Origin of the sequence: Virgibacillus sp. AGTR, from assembly GCF_016919725.2 — a bacterium.
Lineage (GTDB): Bacteria > Bacillota > Bacilli > Bacillales > Amphibacillaceae > Virgibacillus > Virgibacillus salarius.
Map to the genome: position 1 here is coordinate 1 of NZ_JAJERH010000052.1, position 15,463 is coordinate 15,463.

The 15,463-nt window shown below is 37.4% G+C and carries 15 protein-coding genes; all 15 read right to left on the bottom strand.

The window, feature by feature from the left end; translation table 11 throughout:
* Positions 1-175 precede the first annotated feature (175 nt).
* The 15 genes from JUJ52_RS16280 to JUJ52_RS16350 all read right to left on the bottom strand — a co-directional run bounded on the left by JUJ52_RS16280 (position 176) and on the right by JUJ52_RS16350 (position 15,459).
* Complete coding sequence (locus JUJ52_RS16280; protein ID WP_121604214.1) at positions 176-1,735, bottom strand: lipopolysaccharide biosynthesis protein; 1,560 nt, start codon at positions 1,733-1,735, stop codon at positions 176-178.
* Between the two features lie 16 nt (positions 1,736-1,751).
* Entirely contained in the window at positions 1,752-3,017 is a 1,266-nt protein-coding gene (locus tag JUJ52_RS16285; RefSeq protein WP_205389360.1) for a peptidase, read from the bottom strand.
* Entirely contained in the window at positions 3,014-4,024 is a 1,011-nt protein-coding gene (locus tag JUJ52_RS16290; RefSeq protein WP_121604216.1) for a polysaccharide pyruvyl transferase family protein, read from the bottom strand. Before JUJ52_RS16290 ends, JUJ52_RS16285 begins: the two co-directional genes overlap by 4 nt.
* 6 nt (positions 4,025-4,030) lie before the next feature.
* Positions 4,031-5,242: a glycosyltransferase gene (locus JUJ52_RS16295; protein WP_226983592.1), complete on the bottom strand. Its 1,212-nt coding sequence runs from the start codon at positions 5,240-5,242 to the stop codon at positions 4,031-4,033.
* Entirely contained in the window at positions 5,211-6,368 is a 1,158-nt protein-coding gene (locus JUJ52_RS16300) for a glycosyltransferase family 1 protein (RefSeq protein WP_121604217.1), read from the bottom strand. The genes JUJ52_RS16295 and JUJ52_RS16300 overlap by 32 nt, the downstream gene beginning before the upstream one ends.
* 37 nt (positions 6,369-6,405) lie before the next feature.
* A complete protein-coding gene (locus JUJ52_RS16305) occupies positions 6,406-6,747 on the bottom strand; it encodes a helix-turn-helix domain-containing protein (RefSeq protein ID WP_121604218.1) in 342 nt (113 codons plus the stop codon).
* A gap of 3 nt (positions 6,748-6,750) precedes the next feature.
* Positions 6,751-7,971 carry a DegT/DnrJ/EryC1/StrS family aminotransferase gene (locus tag JUJ52_RS16310; RefSeq protein ID WP_121604219.1) on the bottom strand — a complete coding sequence of 407 codons (1,221 nt, stop codon included), beginning with the start codon at positions 7,969-7,971 and terminating at the stop codon, positions 6,751-6,753.
* Positions 7,922-8,623, bottom strand: coding sequence for an acetyltransferase (locus JUJ52_RS16315; protein WP_226983593.1), 702 nt, complete (start codon positions 8,621-8,623; stop codon positions 7,922-7,924). The genes JUJ52_RS16310 and JUJ52_RS16315 overlap by 50 nt, the downstream gene beginning before the upstream one ends.
* The gene (locus tag JUJ52_RS16320) at positions 8,601-9,200 is read right to left on the bottom strand and encodes a sugar transferase (RefSeq protein WP_026680469.1); all 600 of its coding nucleotides are present in this window, start codon (positions 9,198-9,200) and stop codon (positions 8,601-8,603) included. The genes JUJ52_RS16315 and JUJ52_RS16320 overlap by 23 nt, the downstream gene beginning before the upstream one ends.
* A 323-nt stretch (positions 9,201-9,523) precedes the next feature.
* The gene (locus JUJ52_RS16325; RefSeq protein WP_121604677.1) at positions 9,524-9,739 is read right to left on the bottom strand and encodes a hypothetical protein; all 216 of its coding nucleotides are present in this window, start codon (positions 9,737-9,739) and stop codon (positions 9,524-9,526) included.
* Between the two features lie 370 nt (positions 9,740-10,109).
* Positions 10,110-11,177 (bottom strand): UDP-glucose 4-epimerase GalE, encoded by a 1,068-nt coding sequence (galE, locus tag JUJ52_RS16330; RefSeq protein WP_205389361.1) that lies wholly within the window; start codon positions 11,175-11,177, stop codon positions 10,110-10,112.
* Entirely contained in the window at positions 11,174-12,271 is a 1,098-nt protein-coding gene (locus JUJ52_RS16335; RefSeq protein ID WP_205389362.1) for an EpsG family protein, read from the bottom strand. Before JUJ52_RS16335 ends, galE begins: the two co-directional genes overlap by 4 nt.
* A 31-nt stretch (positions 12,272-12,302) precedes the next feature.
* Positions 12,303-13,205 (bottom strand): glycosyltransferase family 2 protein, encoded by a 903-nt coding sequence (locus tag JUJ52_RS16340; RefSeq protein WP_205389363.1) that lies wholly within the window; start codon positions 13,203-13,205, stop codon positions 12,303-12,305.
* Positions 13,202-14,320, bottom strand: a complete 1,119-nt coding sequence (locus tag JUJ52_RS16345; RefSeq protein WP_121604225.1) for a glycosyltransferase family 1 protein — start codon at positions 14,318-14,320, stop codon at positions 13,202-13,204. The genes JUJ52_RS16340 and JUJ52_RS16345 overlap by 4 nt, the downstream gene beginning before the upstream one ends.
* Positions 14,305-15,459: a glycosyltransferase family 4 protein gene (locus JUJ52_RS16350; RefSeq protein WP_121604226.1), complete on the bottom strand. Its 1,155-nt coding sequence runs from the start codon at positions 15,457-15,459 to the stop codon at positions 14,305-14,307. The genes JUJ52_RS16345 and JUJ52_RS16350 overlap by 16 nt, the downstream gene beginning before the upstream one ends.
* Positions 15,460-15,463 lie beyond the last annotated feature (4 nt).

Genomic DNA, 15,463 nt, shown 5'->3' on the forward strand with positions numbered 1-15,463 from the left:
AATCCACTTTGCAACGTGTTCTTCTTTGCAAAGTTAGTTGAGGCCGTGCCCCGGATAGCGAAGTAATTAGTCGGAGCATTGCCAATATACATCAAACATTTCAAAATAACTACTTGGCTTAACGCAGTCATTGCACTGATTTTATACTTTCTTAACTTATAAGAAAAACAAGTGATTATTTATGAGAAAAGGTTTTCTCTACTACTGGGTGCTTCATGAGTTTCGTGCTTACGATTCGTTTAGCAACATGATAGAGATAGTTAAACTCTTCTGTCTTTCGAAACAACAGATAAAACAATACATTGGGAATGATTATGCATATAGTACCTCTGAATAAAATTGTCCACATGGTATATGTGGTGAAAAAGCTTCTGGCAATAAAATCCGTTATGATAGCAGCTATAACAACAATTAAGGTATACACCATATATCGTATAAAGTGAAAGCGAACTGGTTGAAAAAAAACATATCTAAAAAGGATATATGGATCATACCAAAAATAAACGCTCCATCTACTTATAACCGTTCCTATGAACACTCCCGCCAAGCCAATTTCCTTTGCTAGTATAATGGAAACTAAAATATTTATTCCTGCTGCTATAATCGGTCGATATTTTCCCTTCCTAAATAAACCCGTTGTTTCTCTAAACGTAGTAGTCGCATTTTGCATACCCGCCGTAAAAAAGTTTAAGATTATGGCAAATACGATAAACATATTTAATACGTACTGATCGCCTAACCAAACGGTAATAAACGGATTAAATAAATTCCAAAGACAAATAGCACAGAAGCCAAATATCCAGAAATTAGTAAAGCGAATAACACGAAATATAAAATACTTCTTTTCCGCACTTTCTTCAACATGTAAGTTACCAACACTTGCTGTTATCGAGTGAAATAAATAGCCTAAAAGCGTAGTAATCGTGCTAATAATTAATAAATAATTGGCATACATCCCTACAAAGGCGATACCGGCAAAAACGGATATAATGATATTGTCTGCACCATGAATAACAACACCGCTAATCTTATATAAAAAGAGAGCATACAAATTACTAAAAAATTGTTTTCTATCTTTTTTCGGTAGCGTTGCATGTGCTCCTTCCATCAAAAATGGATACAATTGATTCGCTTTACGTGCTATATAAACATTCTCCATTACTCGGAAAGCGACCTGTGTAGAAAGAACGACAATATAATTTTTAGTTGTTAATAGTAATACAATCAAACATAGATTAGTCATAACGATAAACACACTGTGTATCTTTGATATTATATGATGTCGTTGATCTGCAATAATAATTGCTTGCTTATGCACAAAATAATAGGACATAACAGATTGCAATAAAAATAACAGATAGATTGCATGCAAATGATCAATTCGTGTATCACCATTTAGTAGGTATGGCAGAAATGGTAATAGTAATAGTCCGATGACACAAACAGCAGCGCCGATGATTCTATATGCCTTTTTAAATAGATTCATGTACGCTTGAATTTTGATCGTATCCTTTTCTGCCAACGGTTTATATAAGCTATAGATCATAGCAGTATCAAAGCCTAAATTCGTTAGTGATAAAATTAAGAGAACACTGCTGAACAGCCCTTCAACACCTACGTATTCGATACCAAGCGTATAAATAAAAACGGTGCGAACAATCATCCCCATGATCAGACTAATTACTTGTCCTGAAACCCCAAAGAACATATTTCTAATTGAGTTTTCGATTCTCATATAAACGCCTTCTACTTTATAAATTTTGCATTCGTATTCGATTTAACCGAGTGCGTACTCTGCGAATAATTATTGGAACGAACTTTGTTAGTCTGTATTTTAAAAGTGCTTTTTTTCTTTTAGCCGCAAAATCATACATTACGAACCAAGCCACTAATTCCTGATCCATAATTTTTTCCTGATTCTCTTTCATTCTGTCTTTAGATAGGTTCCACTGCATGATTCGCGCCGGTGTAAAATACTTCACGTTATCCTTTAAAAAATCGCTTATATGTTGAGATAGACTTCCTGTTATAGGAAATCCGAAATCACTTGGATCGCTACCCTCCGCAACAATACCAACTATTGTACGAACACATTTCTCGCAATGACAGCAATTTTTTTCATTTAAAAAACAGACCCTGAGGTTCACATCCGTTTCCTTGTTTGCGTAATAGTCTACAACTAATTTCACTTTTTCCTGCCGATTTATCTCATAACCGTCATGAAACACATGTCCCGAAGCAAATTTTATCTCATTATCAATCGTTGGATCCGATGCACACTTTGCCCTATATCCTCTAAAATAAGAGCTAGCAATGTATATACAGTTGATTTTCTCCTTATAGGCGATCGGGATAGCCGCAGAAATAATAGCTAAACTATGATGTAAGCCATGCCACCAAGAATCACCAAGTTTCTTTAGAAAATGTCTATCAATTTCTTGAGCGCTAATAAATGTCCCATAATTGGAATGAATAAGAATGTTATCAAGGTTATGGTCACAAGCAAATCGAGTCACGTGTTTTTTATCGGCATCCCATACCTTACTTCGTTGTACGGAATGCTGATGCCATCCATATTCGGTAATAAGTAAGGGCTTCTTTTCCTTGATCCGAATAAAGGTAGCAAGTGCATCAAGTCCCCCACTAAATAACTGAGCAGCTTCATGTTCAGGGGTATAGCTATTCTCTATGAGGTGATCCACATGTATTTCACCTGAAAAAATTACATCTGGGTACATTCGCTGATAGGCTTTCTTGATGTTGGCAAGGCAATCATAAAAGGATTTATCCAATTCAGAAACATAGATGGATGAATTGGTTATCCAAGCAAGTGGTGCGGTGTTCGCAACAAATGGAATAGCTGCTACACTAACCGGGACATCTTTCAAATCATCATTATATTGAAAAAAGAGATGATTACCTTGTTGAAAATACCGTTGGAGTTTCTTGTCTACACGAAACGAAATATCAATCCTTTTTCCATTCACTGCAACATCATCGAGTATAATAGCTTTCATTGAGCACCTCTAAATGACAATTCGGTATCGGACGTATTCACTTGCCTAAATTGTTGTAGCCACGTATTTATTCGCTTGAGATCTAGCTTTACATCAGTAGTAATCGCGGAATGTATGGTGGTTTCTAATTGACTCATTTCTCTTCTGTCTAGTTGATTAAGGTTATATGTCTCTCCCATGCCTCGCGCCCTTTCATCAATACCAATAATAATAGCTCGCTTTTTATGTCTCATTGCATAAATTCCTCCATGTAAACGTGTACCGATATAATCAATATCTTGAGACAATATTTTTTCATACGCTACTAACGTTGGAGAAACAATCTGAATCCCTTCTATATTATCGAGTGTATGAAAGTAATGCAGATCCTCTTTATCTTGAATCCAGAAATAGATCTTTTCATAATTTTTTTGTAAGACATTTATTAATAACTGATCGCATTCTTTATGTCTCGCATGAAAAGTAAGTGTAAAAACCACCGATGTAGCTTTATGTTTCGGAATTTGCAAACAAAAATCTGGCGTGAGTGACCATAATGTCGCACAGCCAGTATTAATTGCCTTCAGCCCCATATCTTCTACGAAACTTTTTGTTCGTTCGTCTCTAACACTATGAATATAGTCATGCGATAATACTTTTTTATAAAGCATTTTTGTATATCGCTTTATTTTAGTTCCTTTTCCTGCACCAACTCCAACCAAAATACTTCCTTTTAAAGGTTGATAATTAAATAGATTAATATTCCATTGTGGAAAATGGGTTAGCATATCCATTGTCAGTAAATTGGATCCTCCGACAAATTTGTATTTCGCATTACTATATAGTTTTACACGGTTAGAGCCTCTAACCACTTGATACCAATGAAATGGAGCTAAATGCGTTGGTAAGGTAAGTACGTAATCCTCCTTTGTAATTTCCGTTAAGTGCTCTCTCACACACTTCATAATAATGTCATCACCCTTATTCAGAGACCCTACAGATGTATCTAATAATACAATATTATCCATTAAAGACTATGACCTCCCTGCGACTTCTTGTTCAAATGTCTGATATAGCTTTTTGATTTCTAATTTATTGCTATAATCCAATTGCTTGGTATTCTCTACTAGTCTTTCTCGGTAGGATGTATGATGAATCAGCTGCTTGATGCCGGTAACCAAACCATCAATTCCGAGAGCACAAATGCATCCATCTACGTTATGCTTAAGCTGACTTGCAGCGGTTGGATAATTGGTAATTAGAACTGGTTTTGCTAAAATTTGCGCTTCTGTTACTGTCACTGCTTTTCCTTCATATCTGGAAGGTTGCACGTAAAGATCTGCTGCTTTCATAAAGGGATACGGATTGACTTTTTTCCCTAATAAGAAAAAATGATTTTGTAGGTGATTGTTGGCGATCAATCGATACAGCATTTGCTCATCTCCACCATAGCCAACAACGTACCAAGCAAGGTTTTTATAACCACTATCTATTATTTGCTTTAATGCTTTTATCGCCATATCAATCCCTTTCGCATGAGATAAACGTGCAACCGTTACGATCTTAAATCTAGTATCGTTTAGCATCGGATTTTCTACTTCTTTTGTTGCCATCTTCCTAACAAACATAGGTGATATCATATTCTCCACTACTTTTACATCAAGTCCTTTATATACGTTTAAAAAAGCCTCTCTGCATGCCTCCGAAACCGCAATAATCGAGTCGAATTTAGCCCACATATCGTAATCCATTTCTTTGTCAACCTGCACTGTTGAATAATCTGTATGTATCCAAGCGATTTTATGATGTGCTTTCACCTTTTCAGCAACAAAATAATGGGGCCATAAATAACTAATTGCAACATCATACTGCTCTTTTATAGTCGGTAGCATCGGCAAGGTATATTTCCACATGAGCTGTGATTGATAATAGCCTGGCTCCGAAGCTTTTAATTTAAAACCGTTTATTTGTGCATGTAGCTTCGCCATTATTCTGGAAAAACCTATCTGGTAATGCCGTTCTTTTATAACGGTTGGAATGGACTTACGAAATGTCGTATACGCTGGTATTTCAGTTAATATATTTACGTTATGTGGAACGAGCTTCAAAAATTCCCCCTGCTGTCTATACAGCATTAAATCGACATGGTACGTATCGTAATCTAGATTTTCAAGTAAGCTAAGGAGACTCCTTTCTACCCCACCAACCTCCATATCAAAGGAGGCGATAAATATTTTTTTCTTCATATACACCACCGCTATCGGATATATAAATGCCCATCAGCTTTGCAATAGCTAGGGAAACCGAATATCCATTTTTTTCGAAAGCAGCTTTCACTTTCATCGTATTCTTTTCTCTCTTATACACCATGTTCATAATTTTATCTGCCCAATATTGTGGCCCTTCCTGCAAAGAAATTCTCGAGATTAGTCCTAATTTAAGGTCTGCCTCCGGTTGAATTGCTTCGGAAACGATACATGGTAAGCCACTCGCTTGTGCCTCTAGTAACACAAGACCCAGCCCTTCATAAATGGATGGAAATAGAAATACATCCATTGTATGCAGAATGGTAGGAATATCCTTGCGAAGACCTAAAAAACGAATATTCTGATCAAGCTTTTCTTGTTTAGCAGTTTCCTGAAGCTCTTTTTGTAACTTACCTTCCCCAACAAGAATTAGCATGACTGTAGGATCTTTTTGTCTACAAACTTTTAGGATTTCCAGTAGAAATCGATGATTTTTAGCTGCGATGAATCTACCAATGTGACCAATAATCCGCTGATTTGATAACCCTTCCTCCCTCTTAAACTGTTCTACCTGCTTGTGATCCTTATACAAAAAATGCGTATACTCAATTGCATTGGGAAAATAGGCATACGTTTGTTTCGATAGCCCTCTTCGGCCGAATAGATAGTGACCAGCATGATTACTACATGCTAATAAATGCGTGGAAAATAGCTGAATGAGCAATCGCATCGTGGGCTTATAGGCTTTTCTAATGATACTGTTGCCTTCATCCTTCGTCGTATGTGCATGCGATATTCTTCGCTTAACACCAGCTAGATAACCGGCTGTCATAGCAACCCCGCAGTGAAATAGCGTATGTGCGTGGATGGCCACATATGGGCCATAGTGCTTGATAGCATGATAGATCTCACGAATTGAATTTGTCTTTGTAAGCGTAATAACGCTACCACCTAAACTTCTAATTTCCTGATCATAATCCGCTTCTTCACTACTGTAAGATATAAAATCGAATTGTATTTGTTGATGGTTTAGTCTTCGATAGATATTCATAAGCAATGTTTCTGTTCCACCACGATTCATTGCACCAACCACATGTAATACTCTAATCGGCTTCTTCTGTTTCATTTATGATCTCCTTTGTAAATTTAAACAGTTCATTTTATTAGCCTAAATCATCTTTCTCCTTTTGCCACTTTGCAAATTCAATCACTGCGCGATATTCATGAAGTTGCCCCTTGTCAATGCCTGTTCTCTTTAGTTCATTTACAAAATCTATCCACTCATGCTCTGGCAATTTTGCATCTTTATCATCTAAGCCTAATATCGTTCGGAGATCGACATCCAACACAGCTGCGATTTTCTCTAATATTTGGATCGATGGATTATGATTGACATTCCTTTCCATACTGCTTAAATAAGATTTCGATATATTTGCACGTTGTGCGCATTCTGTTAAACTAATTCCCTTTTTTTTACGAATACGTTTAATATTTTTTCCCAACATCTCCTATACCTCGCGTTTTCCTATAATAAAAAAACTCCCATTTGGGAGAGAACGCTTAAACGCCTTTCGAATACAAGTAATAACTCGAAACTGCTGCTCTTCCGTTAAGTTTGACCCAGAAGGAAGACAAATCCCTGTTTGAAACAATTGTTCGGCTACGTGAAGGTTTTCTTGATGTGGATAGTACGTAGCATCGTAAAAAAGTGGCTGTAAATGAAGAGGCTTCCAAACTGGTCGTGCTTCTATATTTGCTTCTTCTAAGGTCCTTAACACCTCGTCTGCTGTTGTGTTCGTAGCCTCTGTACTAACGGTAAACGTAGTCAGCCAACGATTGGATCTTGTGTTTTTTAGCTCTTGCATAAATTGAATACCTGGTAAATCTCCTAATAATCGTTCATACCTATCGAACACCTGCCTTCTTGCAGCAACACGTTCCTCCAACACACGTAATTGTGACCTACCAATCCCAGCTACAATATTACTCATTCGGTAATTAAATCCGATTTCGCTATGTTGATAATGTCGTGCTTGATCGCGAGCCTGCGTCGCAAGAAAACGCGCTCGTTGTATAGATTCAACATCGTTTGAGATGAGCATCCCCCCTCCGGATGTAGTAATAATTTTATTTCCATTAAATGAGTAAATTCCATACTTGCCAAACGTACCGGAAGCCTTGTTTTTATAGGTGGTACCTAGGGACTCCGCTGCATCTTCTATGATAGGGACTTCATAGGCATTACAAATCTGTACGATGGCATCCATTTGGGAGCTTTGTCCATAGAGATGAACAACAATAACTGCTTTCGGAAGCTTTCCCCGTAAGACAGCATCCTCCATTGCCCGCTTTAAAGCTTGCGGTGACATATTCCAGGAATCAGGCTCTGAATCTATAAAAACCGGTTCTGCCCCTTGATATAAAATGGGATTAGCGCTAGCAACAAATGTTAACGTAGAGCAAAACACCGTATCTCCTCTCGTAACATTCATCAAACACAGCGCTAGATGAATAGCGGCCGTTCCCGAGCTTAGCGCAACCGCATCCTTAACACCTACTCGCTCAGCCATCTCTTGCTCAAACCTATCTACATTTGGGCCAAGTGGGGCAATCCAATTCATCTCAAACGCCGCTTCTATATATTCCATTTCTGTACCACTCATATGTGGCAAGGATAGATTAATTCTTGGCTCTGTCAATAAGCTCACCCTCTTTTTTCGTTTTATCATTATTGACGAATCTATCTATAATTCGTGTAGGGGAACCAACAGCTTTACTATAGGCTGGGATATGCTCAATAACGGTAGACCCTGCACCAATAATGGACCATTTTCCTAGATGCTTTCCTGGTATGATAGTAGCTGATGAACCAACATGAACTCCCTCACCCGTGCTTACATTCCCCGCTAATGTTGCATTTGGTGAAACATGCGAATAATCACCTATTGTACTATCGTGCTCTACAATTGCTGATGTGTTGATAATCGAGTACATTCCTACTTCAGCATTCGCATTGATTATCGCATGAGGCATAATTACTGATCCAAACCCAATGGTAGCAGATTTACTCACTATAGCTGACGGGTGAGCTATGGATAGATAATGCTTTGGTAACAATGGTAGTTGCTCCACAATTTCCTTTCTCACTTTATTGTCACCAATAGCAATAACCACCTTAGTTCCTTTACGTAAAAGCTTTATAAGATAAGATACGGGTGCATGAATGACACCTTCTATCTGAAATCCACGTTCATACTTATCATCTAAAATAGCTACAACATGATAATTTTCCTTAGCAAATATCATCTCTTGTACAACCTTGCTATGTCCACCATCTCCTATGATAATGATCCGCATCTTATTGGGCTTCTTTCGTGCCATGAAACTTTGTCATTGTTGCTGAACCCTGTTGAGTTATCCCTTCTCTTTTAAGCACTTTAATAAAAGTTAAAACTAAGATTCTACTATCTAATAGGAGATTTTGATTTTTTGCATACCAAATATCTAATTTAAATTTTTCCTCCCACGTAATTGCATTTCTTCCATTTACTTGAGCCCACCCTGTTATGCCAGGTTTCACCGTATGACGAAGTAACTGCTCTTCGTTATATAATGGAAGGTATTCCATCAGTAGTGGTCGAGGACCAACAATACTCATCTCACCTTTTAGCACATTAATAAATTGTGGAAGTTCATCTAAGCTGTATTTTCTTATCCACTTACCCAAAGCTGTTAAACGTTCTTCATCTGTTAATAGGACGCCATTTTTCTCCTTTTCATTTATCATCGTTCTGAGCTTATACAGCTGAAACGGTTTATGATGCAAACCAGGGCGTTGTTGTTTAAAAATAATAGGACTTCCCAATTGCAGCCTGACCCCCCCAGCAACGATAAGGAAAATAGGAGAAAATAAAATAAGGATACTAATGGACAAAAAAACATCAACCAATCGTTTCATATATTTAACTCCTTTCTATGAAGCGTTTCCCTTATAAAAACTGCCGTATACACGAACAAAAGCGCTAGCGCCTGATTAGAAACGGAGCAACGAAGTGAGTCGGCAGAGATAAAGGAATCACAGTGAGCTTACGAACCGATGATGACTTATCGTAGAAGGATTCGTGAACTCGCCTAGTTTCTGGGCGCTGGAGCTGAACACGGCTCAACACGCCCATATTTATCCACAAGGCAGATCCTTCATTTCCTAGATTAGAAAAACGGAGCAAAATTCGCTCAGTCCTTATCACTAAATGCTCAGATTTACGCTTCCTCTAGTAGCTATTATGGAATAATAGCTACTGCTTGCTTGACCACCACTCCGGCTACCCACTTCCCTTTCCGTGGGGTTTGTCCTTCAGCTAACTTTTTTAGCAAAACCCGCTCAAAAAAGTGGATCTTCAGGTCAAACATTTCCCACAGGAGTTGAAGTGGCCGGCCTTCGCTATTATCAGGCTCTACAACGCTAGCATGAAGTAACACAGCTGCTTTTATACTCACGGATAGCGATTTTCACTTTACCCATTGTAAAAAAAAGTCAACCTATTACTTATGACAAGAATTGGTGCACCTTCTCATAGCGGAGACTAATTACGTAGACTCCTGCGGGATTAGCGCGAGCCGAAAATCCACTTTGCAACGTGTTCTTCTTTGCAAAGTTAGTTAAGGCCGTTGCCCGCGGAAAGCGAAGTAATTAGTCGGAGCATTGCCAATATACATCAACCATTTCAAAATAACTACTTGGCTTAACGCAGTCATTGCACTGATTTTATAGTTTCTTACACTACAAAAAAGCGCTGAGAGCGCTTTTTTAAGGCTTCTTTTAATTGAGTAGAAGAGGAGAAGCATTATAAAGTTGGATAAAAAGCCATTAAAAAATCCCTGCATTTTTTATCAGGGATACATTCGTTTTATTCCGTTTTGTTACTTCCTCATAGCCATTTAGATTAGTAGATTGCCATCTCCACGTATCCTTACACATAGCGTAAATTCCTCTGGTTGCTTGCCACCCAAGTTGTTCTTTTGCTTTCGAGCAATTTGCATAACAAATGGCTGCATCCCCAGATCTTCGTGCTTCTATCGTATAAGGAATAGTTCTACCAGTAGCTTTTTCAAATGCAGCTATTACTTCTAATACACTGTATCCTCTACCAGTACCAAGATTAAATGTATTTATACCTGTGGAGGATTGTACGTTTTCTAGTGCACTTAAATGACCAATAGCTAAGTCAACCACATGAATATAATCTCTTATTCCTGTCCCATCTTTCGTAGGATAATCATTTCCAAATACATGAAGCTTATCTAACTTTCCCACAGCAACCTGTGAAATATAAGGAAGTAGGTTATTCGGTATACCATTTGGATCCTCTCCTATCAAGCCACTAGTATGCGCACCAATTGGATTAAAATAGCGCAATAAGGCTATACTCCAACGTTGATCTGAAAAGTATAAGTCTTGCAGCATTCCCTCAATTATTTGTTTCGTACGTCCGTAAGGGTTTGCTGGCTTCAGCTCCGTATTCTCATCAATCGGAACTTGATTTACAGCACCATATACTGTGGCCGAGGAACTAAACACCAATTTATTGACCCCATACTCACGCATAACCTCACATAAAATGACGGTGCTATGGACATTATTACGATAATATTTAAGCGGGAATGAAACAGACTCACCCACTGCTTTATAACCAGCAAAATGCATGACCGCTTCTATATTATGCTTAGCGAACACCTCGCTAACACTCGCTTTATCTAATAAACGGATAGGATATGCTTTCACTTGCTTACCAGTAATTTCCGTTATCCGCTTTAATACATTTGGATTACTATTTTCAAAGCTATCCATAATAACGATGTCATAACCTTTATTAAGTAGCTCCACACAGGTATGACTACCAATATATCCAGCCCCTCCAGTAACGAGAATGGTCATTTTTCTCCCCCTTTCGTGTTCCATACAAGGTAATCACTTTCATATAAAATTTGTAGGCTTATTACATTTTCATAATAATAATAAGCGAAGTAGCAAATTAAAATTCCAAAGTAGATAAATTTTTGGTCCTTTTCACGAAATAGCTTTACAATCCATGAAATAAGAATTAACTGATATAACTCAAAATAAATGGAAATTCTAGCGAATATCCAATTCTGCGTAGATATCAACATAAAAATAAATCCTAATAGCGACATATTTACAATATAATCACTATTTGGAGTTAATTCCCTTAATTTATTCCTACCTAGAAAAGCAATAAATAAAGGCACCGCACCTACCGCAACCCGCAGGATATTCGACCCACCTTCCTCAAAGCCTTTATAGTGACCATATTGGGTATCCTCTAGTGCTGAAAATAATAGTGCTGAGAATTGTTCAAATCCAACTACGATGACTAAAGATACCGTAATTAATACAAGCGTCGCTTTGGACCATGCCTTAAATCGCACTAAAAAATATATAGGTAATAGAATAAGTGCGCTTTGATGAAACAAGGAAGCCAAACAAATAATCAATGCATATTTGATAAAACTTCCTTCCGTTACATATTTTATTGCTGTGAAAGCAATTGCAGCAGCTAATACTTGCCGTATGCCGTTCATAGATACAAGGAATAAACCACCTGTGATGTAGACATACAAACTAAGCTCTAGCATTCTTGAATAATGGTATAAAACAAAAATAATGAACACATTTGTGATAAGAGCTGTTGTAAAAATCAAGATTTGTGGATATTCTGAAATAAAATTTTTTAATAGCATTTGTAGCAAACCAAAACCGATATCCTTTTGCGCTATTACTGTATCCCATGTGAAATTATTAAGCTCATAGGAATATTTGTAAAAAAAAGTATCTCCAATATTAGATCGTAGTCCGGAAATGACTACAAGAGATACTAATGAAGCAAAAACAAATAATTTATTTGGTCGAACCGCATCAACTACGCCTGGAACGGTAATTGGTGTTGCCACATATCGGGCTAAAAAAGAAAATGAGAAAACGAGTATAAGGTTAAACCAAAGCAAGGCCATATGATTTTTCCTTTCGGGATAAAGTAAATCTTTATTGGGCTGAGGTCATTGTGGTAGTAGTCGATCTAAACTTAATATATAAGAACAATAAAAAGCCAAGTGGTATAGCTAATATTGTAAGTGTTTTTACTGGTGTTTCTTTGAGAAATGAACGATTATTACTTAGCATACTGCTTGATACATAGTGGATAGCCTGCCTAAACTTAAAAGCAGTACTAGCGAACGGTAACTGCATTAGCTCTTTACGATAAAAGGAAAAGCCCTTTGGGTTATTTCGATACTGATTTATCATATTATAAGAAGAACCATCAGGTAGATATTCTACATGGCATAGTACTTGATTCATTAATAACATCTCATAATCCCTATCTAGCATAAAATATTTATATGCTAGTCCTACATAGTTTTCATTTTCAAATAGTGGATAGTTATACTTCCGCGTTAATGCTGTTCGATAGACAAGCTTCTTATCCCCTTTAACACCATATCTGTGATAAAGATTAAATAATGTTGATTGGCTGACGTGCTGTGGTAACGGAGTGCCAATAATCTTATTATGCTTATCTGCATCAAGGCCAATAATTCCACTAACTTGTTCACTGCCATAGTCATCCCAAAATGATAGAATCTTTTCAACAGCATCCGTTGGCATATAATCATCTGAATCGATACAAACATTTAATTCTGTTTGGATACGTTCATAGGCAGTGTTATGTGCACCATGCATCCCTTTGTTTGGCTGCCAACAATAATCAATTTGTATCACATCTTCTTCTTTCCACTTTTCTACTAATTCCCACGTATGATCCGTCGAACCGTCGTCCACAATTAACCATATAAAATCTTCAGAGGTTTGTGCTTTTAAGCTTTCGTAACAATGGTGAAGACAATAGGCTCTATTATACGTGGGAGTAAATATCGTTATACGTTTCATACAATCTCCTCTCGTAAATTGATGTAAGCGTCTTGGGTTTCACGTGCGGTTTTTCGTATATCATATCCCCTTTGCGACACTGCATCTTCATACATATAACGAGTGAAGGCAGCTTTATGACATTTCATTATCTGCTTGATCCAACGATCCTTAGCATTAAGTTCTATATATTCTATAAGACCGAATCCCATATCCACTTCTTTCGTAATCGTATTAGCAATGATGCAGGGTAAACCTGCACTTTGCGCTTCAATCAATGTAACCGGTAACCCCTCATGTAAAGATGGAAAGATAAACGTATCAAACGCCTGTAATAAAAGATGTATATCCTTTCGTATACCAAGTAAACGCACATGACTTTCAAGATTCAACTCACTAATTCTTTTTTTCACTTTTGATTTTAATGGTCCATCCCCAACTAATAATAGGACGGTATTAGGTATTTCACGTTGTATTTCCTTAAATAATTCTAGTAAATATAGATGATTTTTTTGTCGTGTAAACCTTCCAACATGACCTATTACAAATGTATTTTCTGATATACGCAGCTTTTCCCGCATATCGTTGCGTAACTGCTGAGAAAATTGAAATTTATCTGCTTCAATGCCGTTCTTTAGAATAAAAGCTTGCTGTGCCTTATTTTTAAACAACCAATTTGCTGCAGCTTGAGAACATGCATAATAATGGGTAGCACTCTGTGTAATAAAGCTGCCTGCAAAGCTCTTGTATAGTTTTGTAGCTAGACTTCCTTCACTTTCCGTATTGTGGCTATGGGATATTCGAATGGGTACATTCGCTGCCTTAGCTTCTCGAAGAACGAGTCCACTCATCTTATCGAGGTGGGAATGAACAATGGAATATTCTTGATTTTGTTGAAAAAACTGTCGTAAACCCCGCCTAAATCCATGATGCCCAACATCCGTAATATAAGGGATCCGATGAATACGTCCACCCATCTGCTTAATTGTTGCATCGAATTCACCTTCTCTACACGTTAAAAAATCAAATTGAACCCTTGTTCGGTCCATATTTCGATATAAATTCATCAGTAGCGTTTCTGCTCCCCCTCTGTTCATATTTACGACAACATGAAGGACTCTTAGTGGGCTACCCATACTTTCTCCTCCCCTTCGTTCATATACCTTTTATAAATGCTACGCAACTGCTCTAGTACCAAGCTTTGACTATAATATTGTAAAATTGTATCACGAGCATTTTCACCTAATGATTGCCTTTGTGCTGGTGTTTCAGATAGAAGCTTTATTTGTTGAGCAAGCAATCTAGAATCCATTTGTGGTAGCACGATACCATTTTCATTACACTTGATTAATTCCCTATATCCTCTATTATTCGTAGCGACTATTGGAATACCGCATGCCATTGCCTCCATAATACTTACGGGTAAGCCTTCTCGATAACTGGAACCCAACGCAATATCACAAATAGGCAAGAGGTTATGTACATCCTTACGAAATCCAAGAAATTGGATAAGATGTTCCACGCCAAGCTTTGTAGCTAACTCCTTACAAAAATGGAATTGATCACCCTCCCCAACAAGGAGTAGCTTTACATTCGGGAGCTCTTCTTTTAAATAAGCTAAAGCATGGATGAGGAATTGCTGATTTTTATTTTTGTTAAATTCTCCAGCGTGAAATAGTAAAAAGTCATCTGGTTGAAACCCGAATGACTTTTTTTGTATTGCTTTTTTTGCCTGGTCTATCGGGATAAATGTAGCTGGATCAACACCAACACCATTAACCTTGTTGATCTCCCCTGCTTTAAAACCATGCTTCACCGCTAATTGATAGTCCTCATTATTAATTACTATTAAGCTATCCGATAAACGAGCAAGATACTTCTCAATAGGATAATAGATGAGCCAACTTTTCCATGATCCTCCTTTACAAAAATGAAATCCATGTGCTGTATACAAAACCTTCGTCCCTTTCTTTCTTCCCCTCCTTGCCGCCATTCTAGTTAACATACCACCCATAGGTGTATGACAATGGACGATAGCATACTGTTGTTTCTCGATTAATGATTTTAATTGCTTATAGCCTTTCCAATTTGCTAGACGAAATGGCGATCTGTCAATCTCGATATTATATTTATGATCAACATAAGGTAATTCCATTGAACCTTTAGCAGCAACCTCGACTTGCCAGCCCTGCTCCTTAAACCACTTTAAATATGGCAGATGAAATGCTTTAAAATGATAATCTACGGTTGCACAGAATAAGATTTTCTTTGGCATACTC

Coding starts and splice junctions, on each gene's coding strand:
- JUJ52_RS16315 (WP_226983593.1), bottom strand. CDS start 8,623: ATGGCACGAAAGAAGCCCAATAAGATGCGGATCATTATCATAGGAGAT.
- JUJ52_RS16295 (WP_226983592.1), bottom strand. CDS start 5,242: ATGAAGAAAAAAATATTTATCGCCTCCTTTGATATGGAGGTTGGTGGG.
- JUJ52_RS16340 (WP_205389363.1), bottom strand. CDS start 13,205: ATGAAACGTATAACGATATTTACTCCCACGTATAATAGAGCCTATTGT.
- JUJ52_RS16285 (WP_205389360.1), bottom strand. CDS start 3,017: ATGAAAGCTATTATACTCGATGATGTTGCAGTGAATGGAAAAAGGATT.
- JUJ52_RS16320 (WP_026680469.1), bottom strand. CDS start 9,200: ATGAAACGATTGGTTGATGTTTTTTTGTCCATTAGTATCCTTATTTTA.
- JUJ52_RS16300 (WP_121604217.1), bottom strand. CDS start 6,368: ATGAAACAGAAGAAGCCGATTAGAGTATTACATGTGGTTGGTGCAATG.
- JUJ52_RS16350 (WP_121604226.1), bottom strand. CDS start 15,459: ATGCCAAAGAAAATCTTATTCTGTGCAACCGTAGATTATCATTTTAAA.
- JUJ52_RS16310 (WP_121604219.1), bottom strand. CDS start 7,971: ATGATAAAACGAAAAAAGAGGGTGAGCTTATTGACAGAGCCAAGAATT.
- JUJ52_RS16290 (WP_121604216.1), bottom strand. CDS start 4,024: ATGGATAATATTGTATTATTAGATACATCTGTAGGGTCTCTGAATAAG.
- JUJ52_RS16345 (WP_121604225.1), bottom strand. CDS start 14,320: ATGGGTAGCCCACTAAGAGTCCTTCATGTTGTCGTAAATATGAACAGA.
- JUJ52_RS16335 (WP_205389362.1), bottom strand. CDS start 12,271: ATGGCCTTGCTTTGGTTTAACCTTATACTCGTTTTCTCATTTTCTTTT.
- JUJ52_RS16280 (WP_121604214.1), bottom strand. CDS start 1,735: ATGAGAATCGAAAACTCAATTAGAAATATGTTCTTTGGGGTTTCAGGA.
- galE (WP_205389361.1), bottom strand. CDS start 11,177: ATGACCATTCTCGTTACTGGAGGGGCTGGATATATTGGTAGTCATACC.
- JUJ52_RS16305 (WP_121604218.1), bottom strand. CDS start 6,747: ATGTTGGGAAAAAATATTAAACGTATTCGTAAAAAAAAGGGAATTAGT.